General features: G+C 72.4%; 5 protein-coding genes. 2 read left to right on the top strand and 3 right to left on the bottom strand.

All coding sequences use genetic code 11. The features are described 5' to 3' along the window. Positions 1–1,000, top strand: a 1,000-nt coding sequence (locus tag FNH05_RS29675; RefSeq protein ID WP_144592157.1) for an ankyrin repeat domain-containing protein, incomplete at its 5' end; no start/stop codon positions are given. Between the two features lie 95 nt (positions 1,001–1,095). Here FNH05_RS29675 and FNH05_RS29670 read toward each other — a convergent pair. After that, positions 1,096–1,512 (bottom strand): TIGR03668 family PPOX class F420-dependent oxidoreductase, encoded by a 417-nt coding sequence (locus FNH05_RS29670; RefSeq protein ID WP_144592156.1) that lies wholly within the window; start codon positions 1,510–1,512, stop codon positions 1,096–1,098. Positions 1,513–1,735: 223 nt separating this feature from the next. On the opposite strand from FNH05_RS29670, the gene FNH05_RS29665 reads away from it, so the two are divergent. Continuing rightward, positions 1,736–3,187 (top strand): amidase, encoded by a 1,452-nt coding sequence (locus FNH05_RS29665; protein ID WP_144592155.1) that lies wholly within the window; start codon positions 1,736–1,738, stop codon positions 3,185–3,187. A gap of 66 nt (positions 3,188–3,253) precedes the next feature. On the opposite strand, the gene FNH05_RS29660 is transcribed toward FNH05_RS29665, so the two are convergent. Together FNH05_RS29660 and FNH05_RS29655 are read right to left on the bottom strand one after the other, a co-directional pair. Continuing rightward, positions 3,254–4,132 (bottom strand): S66 peptidase family protein, encoded by an 879-nt coding sequence (locus FNH05_RS29660; protein WP_144592154.1) that lies wholly within the window; start codon positions 4,130–4,132, stop codon positions 3,254–3,256. Continuing rightward, complete coding sequence (locus FNH05_RS29655) at positions 4,129–6,036, bottom strand: S9 family peptidase (RefSeq protein WP_144592153.1); 1,908 nt, start codon at positions 6,034–6,036, stop codon at positions 4,129–4,131. Before FNH05_RS29655 ends, FNH05_RS29660 begins: the two co-directional genes overlap by 4 nt. Between the last annotated feature and the right edge of the window lie 12 nt (positions 6,037–6,048).

The following is a 6,048-nucleotide window of genomic DNA, read 5'->3' as shown; positions in this document are numbered from 1 at the left end:
CCTGTATCTCGCGTACGCCCGGCACAATCCCGACATCAGCGCGGACGCGATCGTCCGGGCCGCTCGCGTGTTGCTCGACCACGGCGCCGACCCGAACGCCGGCTATCTCTGGCACGGCCTGCCCTCGCCCTTCACCGCCCTGACCGGTGCGCTGGGCGGCGGCGACGGCGGGCAGCCCGCCCACCCGCAGGCCGACGCGTTGGCCCGCACGCTGCTGGCCGCGGGCGCCGACCCCAACGACGCCCAGGCGCTGTACAACCGGCAGTCCGACCCCGCCGACCACCACCTGGTCCTGCTGCTCGACCACGGCCTCGGCCGCGGCGACGGCGGTCCGTGGCGGGCCCGGCTGGGCAGCGCGATCCCGTCGCCCGCCGACCTGATCGCCGACCAGCTGTGGTGGGCGATCACCCACGACCTGACCGGCCGGGTACGGCTGCTCGCCGAGCACGGCGCAGAGCCACGTGCTCCGTTCCGATTCCCCGACGACCGCCCGGTGTACCTGCGGGCCTGGCACGGCACCACACCAGCACGGCTGGCCGCGGTGTGCGGCAGCACCCAGGTGCTGGCGTACCTGGCCGCGCACGGCGCTCCCTCGCCACCGGCCGAGGGTGTCGACGGGCTCGTCGCGGCGGCCCTGGCCGGTGACCACGCCACCGTGGGCCGACTGCGGGAGAACGCCGCCGGGGCACGCCGGCGGCGGCCCGGGCTGATCGTGTGGGCAGCGGCCCGCCGTGCCTGGCACGCTGTCCCGCTGCTGGTGGAACTCGGATTCGACGTCAACGCGCTGGGGCGTGCCGACGTCCCGCTGGAACAGGAATGGCAGACCGCGCTGCACCAGGCCGCGGCGGCTGACGACCTGCCCGGCGTCCGCCTGCTGGTCGGTCTGGGCGCCGACCCGAACATCCACGACGCCCGGTTCGGCGACACACCACTGGGCTGGGCCGAGCACTTCCACCACGCGGACGTCGCCGAGTTCCTTCGGCCACTGACGGCGGTGTGAGCATCGCCGCTCGATGCGGCCGGCATGACGGGGATGCCGACCTCATCCGTGAGCGCAGCGATGGCACGACCGGCGACCGGCGACCGGAGGAACCGTCAAGACGCGGACCAGCTCCGCCACCGGTACACCTCGGTGCGGACCACGGGGCCTTCCGGATTCCGGTCCCGGTACTGGGGGTACTTCGCGCGCAGTGCCTCCAGTGGACCCGCGCGCCCGGCCGGTTCGGTCAGGATCGACGCCCGCCCGTCGGCCCGGACCCACCACAGGCGTGTCCAGTCCTCGTCGAAGAAGTCCACCAGGAAGACGACCGCCGGATTGGCCCGGATGTTGCGCAACCGGCGCAGATCGGCGTGGCGTTTGGGCTTGTGGTCGACGGCGAACACGACCGCGCCGTCGTGCACCGCGAAGGTGACCGGCACCAGGTGCGGCACACCGTCCATGCCCGCGGTGGCCAGCCGCGCCACCCGCGCCGCCGTGAACCGTGCGCGGGCCTCCGCCTCCGGAAGTTCCATGCCCGCAGGTTAGAGCCGAGGGTTGCCGGGCGGCGACCCCCTCCAGGCCCTGTTCCCGACCGGGCGGGAACGGATGACGGGCACGGCGCCCTGCTTGGCGTCAATCAATTTACGATAACGCGAGAAAAGCCATGAAATGCCGATTCGCGCAACGAGGCGGATGTCTCGGTATTCATCGTTTTTCCTCCTGTCGCGGAACAATGGGCCCGGTACGGTCGGAATCATGGAATGGAGTTTTCGGACGGCCGAAGAGCTCGCAGCTGCCTTGTGCGGCGGTGAGGTGAGCTCGGTGGAACTGACCGACGAGGCAATCGCTCGTATCGAGCGGGACGACAAGGCGGTCAACGCGATCTGCGTGCCGGACTTCGACCGTGCGCGGGCCGCCGCACACCGTGCCGACCAGGCGCGCGCCCGCGGCGAGGACCGGCCGCTGCTCGGTATTCCGGTGACGGTCAAGGAGTCCTACAACATCGCCGGGCTGCCCACGACCTGGGGCATGCCGCCGCACCGGAACCATGTGCCGGCCGAGGACGCGGTACAGGTGTCGCGACTCAAGGCCGCGGGCGCGGTGGTGCTCGGCAAGACCAATGTGCCGTTGGGGTTGCAAGACATCCAGAGCTTCAACGAGATCTACGGCACCACCAACAATCCGTGGGATCACGGTCGCACCTCGGGCGGGTCCTCCGGCGGGTCGGCGGCGGCACTGGCGTGCGGATTCGGCGCGCTGTCCATCGGCTCCGACCTCGCCGGATCGCTGCGCACCCCCGCGCATTTCTGCGGCGTCTACGCACACAAGCCGACACTCGGGCTGGCGGCGAACCGCGGTATGGTCCCGCCGTCCGAGCCGGCGTTGCCGGTCGACCCGGACCTCGCCGTCGTCGGTCCCATGGCGCGCAGCGCCCGCGACCTCGCGCTCCTGCTCGACGTGATGGCCGGACCGGATCCGCTGACCTTCGGTGTGGCGCACCAATTGAAGCTGCCGCCCGCTCGCCACGAGCGGCTCAGCGACTTCCGGGTCCTGGTCCTCGACGAGCATCCGCTCATTCCGACCGGGGCCGCTGTGCGGGAGGGCGTGCACCGGGTGGCCGACGCGCTCGTCGACGGTGGCGCCCGCGTCGAACGGCACAGTCCGCTGCTGCCCGATCTCACCGAAGCGGCGAGGCTCTACACGCAGTTGCTGATTTCGGGCTCCGTTGCGCGTTTTCCCATCGAATCGCCCGAGCAGCTGCGGACCCGCGTCGCCGGGCTGAGCGCGGACGACCAGAGTCTTGACGCGACGCGGCTGCGCGCCAGGGTGTTCAGCCACCACGACTGGATGGCGGCGAACAGCCGTCGCGAGCTCCACCGCCACGGCTGGCGGCAGCTGTTCGCCGAGTTCGATGCCGTGGTGTGTCCGATCACGCCCACTCCCGCGTTCCCGCACGACCACAACCCCAATCCGTTGGAACGGCGCATCGACATCGACGGCGTCGACTACCCGTACTTCGACCAGCTCGCCTGGGCCGGCCTGGCCACCATGCCCGGCCTGCCCGCCACCGCCATCCCCGCGGGCCGGTCACCCGAGGGCCTGCCGGTGGGGGTGCAGCTCATCGGTCCGATGTTCGAGGACCGCACCCCGCTGCGGCTGGCCGAACTGCTCGAGCAGAGGATCGGCGGCTTCCGGACACCTCGTTAGGTCGCGGCCGTCCGGACCACGGGCTCGACCGACTGCCGTGAGGGGTTCCCTCACGGCAGTCGCGGCTCACCTTGATGTGACGGTGAGGTGCAGGGTGGTGGCGTCGAGGACGGCCTCGCCGCCGAGCGGAAGGGTGGCCGCGCCCGGCAGGTGGCCGAAGCGCAGGTCCCACAGGATCGGCACACCGAGCGGGCAGAGCCGGTCCAGCATGACGGCGCGCACCGCCTCCGGCTCGCCACAGCCGGTCCACGACCCGAGCGCGATCCCGGCCACGCCGTCGAACCAGCCTGCCCGCAGCAACTGGGTCAGCATCCGGTCGAGCCGGTACGGCTGTTCCTCGACGTCTTCCAGCAGGACGATCGCGCCCGTCGCCCCGCGCTGTTCCGGCGTGCCGAGCCCGGCGGCGAGCAGGCTGAGGTTCCCGCCGGTGAGCGGGCCGCGGGCGATGCCCGGCGAGAGCGCCTCGGCGGCGGGCAGCACGACCGGGGCGGCGGGACCGAACAACATCCTCCGCAGCCCTTCGCTCGCCTCGTCGTCCCAGAAGGTCCCGGCGGGCATGGGGGAGAACAGGGTCGGCCAGCCCAGGTGCGTGGCGATCGCCTGGTGCAGAGCGGTGATGTCGCTGGACCCGGCGAACGGTTTCGGGCCTGCCACCCGCAGCGCGGACCAGTCCACCAGATCGAGCATGCGCTGCGTGCCGTAGCCGCCCCGGGCGGCGATCACCGCCGCGACGGCGGGATCCAGCCAGGCGGCCTGGAAGTCCGCGGCCCGGCTTTCGTCACCGTCGGCGAGATACGGCGGCACTCCGGTGCCGGGAGTCCGCGGCCTCCGCACGACCAGCCCCCAGGCCGCCAGCGCCGCGGCCGCCCGGTCGAGCACCTCGACCGGCACCGGCCCGGCGGGGGTGACCAGTGCGACCGTGTCGCCCGGTTCGAGCCGCCTCACCGGTGCAGGTCCAGCCGTGGCACACCGGGCGTCGCGAAACCGAACACCTGGCCGTAGAAGGACAGTTCCGCCTCCAGCGCCGCGATCATCGTGCTCGCCTTGCGGAAGCCGTGCTGCTCCCCGTCGAAGGTCAGGTACGCGTGCGGAATTCCCTTGCCCCGCAAGGACTTCACGAACCGGTCGGCCTGCTCCGGCGGGCAGATCTGGTCGTCGAGGCCCTGCAGGAACAGCACCGGCCCGGTGAGGTCCCGCGCGTGGGTGAGCGGTGAACGCGCGACGTAGCGCTCCCGCGTCCCGGGCAGCGGGCCGACCAGGCCGTCGAGGTAGCGCGATTCGAAGTCGTGGGTCTCCCCGCCGTCCCCGGTCCAGCCCGCCAGGTCGAGGATCGGGTACTTGATCGTCCCGGCACGGAACACCTGTTCCGTGGTCATCGCGGCGGCGGAGGTGAACCCGCCCGCGCTCCCGCCGCGGATCGCCAGGCGCGCCGGGTCGGCGATGCCCTCGGCGACGAGCGCTTCGGCGACCGTCACACAGTCCCGTACGTCGACCACACCCCACTGCTCGCGCAGCCGTTCGCGGTACTCGCGGCCGTATCCGGTGGAGCCGCCGTAGTTCACCGCCACGACGCCGATGCCCCGGCTGGTGAAGTAGGCGAAGTCCAGGTCGGCCACGGGGAAGTTCCGTCCGGTCGGTCCCCCGTGGACGTGCACCAGATACGGCGGCAGTTCCCCTTCCGGTGCGGCATGATCGGGGTTGGCCGGCGGGTAGAGGTAGGCGGGGATCCGCTCCCCGCCGGTGCCGGTGAACACGCGCTCCACCGGCACCGGAAGGTAGGCCACGGGCACTTCGGGGGCCTCGGTGAGCGGTGTGACGGAGCCGGACCGCGGATCCACCCGGACCACGGCGCTTTCCCGATCGGTCCCCGCGGCGATGCCCACCACGTCACCGTCGTGCACGGCGAGGGCGGCGGCCCACTCGGTCAGCTCCGGGGCGAGACCGGTGACGGTGCGCGCGTTCTCGTCCAGGACGGCGAGGCGTCCGGAGTCCAGCACGGCGTAGCGGCCTTCGCCCAGCGGCGCGAACCAGCGCGAGCCGATCTTCCACAGCGCACCGCCGAGTTCGCGCTCCGCCGGTGCCAGCTCCGTCACCCGCCCGTCGAGCGTGATCCGGTGCAGGTTCCACCAGCCCCGCGGGTCCAGCAGGGCGAGCAGTGAGCCGGGGGACTCCCATTCGAGCTGGCAGACCGACACACCGGCACCCCCGGCCAGCACCCGGTGCGGGCCGAACGCGCCGTCGGGGCCCACCTCGGCGACGCAGAGTTCGGTCTCGTCCCAGGGCATCGCGGGATGGTTCCAGCCGAGCCACGCGGCGTGCCGCCCGTCGGGGGACAGTTGCGGCGCGGTCAGGAAGTGGTGGCTTGCCGCGAGCGGCCGCGGCTGCTGCCCGGTCAGTTCGACCAGGTCGCGGTGGATGTCCACGCGGCGGGGGCCGGTGCTGGTTTCCCGCACCGCCCACACCGTGCCGCCGCGCCCCGGGCGCAGATCGCCGTAGCGCACCCCCTGGGGCGCCGCGGGTTCCGGCGTGACCGGCGCGATGTCACCACTGGCCGGATCGCGGCGGTAGACGCGCTGATCGTCCCAGTTGGTGAAATACAGCGCACTCCCGACCACCACCCAGGGGCGCCCGCCGTACTCGTGCACCCGGTTGCGCGCGTTCCACGGCGCGGGCAGCATCTCCTCGCCGTTGCGCAGCAGGGTCAGGCGGCCGCCTTCGGCGGGCCGGGCCTCGGCCCACCACACTTCGCCCTCGGCGACGTCCAGCCACTGCGCACCGCCTCCCGCCGCCGCCACGTCCGCGGCGCCGATCGGTGAGGTCCAGGTTCCGTACGGCAGAATTTCGGGCACACACAGCACTCT

This window comes from Amycolatopsis rhizosphaerae, from assembly GCF_007713715.1.
Taxonomy (GTDB): Bacteria; Actinomycetota; Actinomycetes; order Mycobacteriales; family Pseudonocardiaceae; genus Amycolatopsis_E; species Amycolatopsis_E rhizosphaerae.
This window is presented reverse-complemented; position numbering and strand designations above follow the sequence as displayed.

Excerpts from the sequence above, each read along its gene's own strand:
- FNH05_RS29670 (WP_144592156.1), bottom strand. The coding sequence starts at position 1,512 with ATGGAACTTCCGGAGGCGGAGGCCCGCGCACGGTTCACGGCGGCGCGG.
- FNH05_RS29665 (WP_144592155.1), top strand. The coding sequence starts at position 1,736 with ATGGAATGGAGTTTTCGGACGGCCGAAGAGCTCGCAGCTGCCTTGTGC.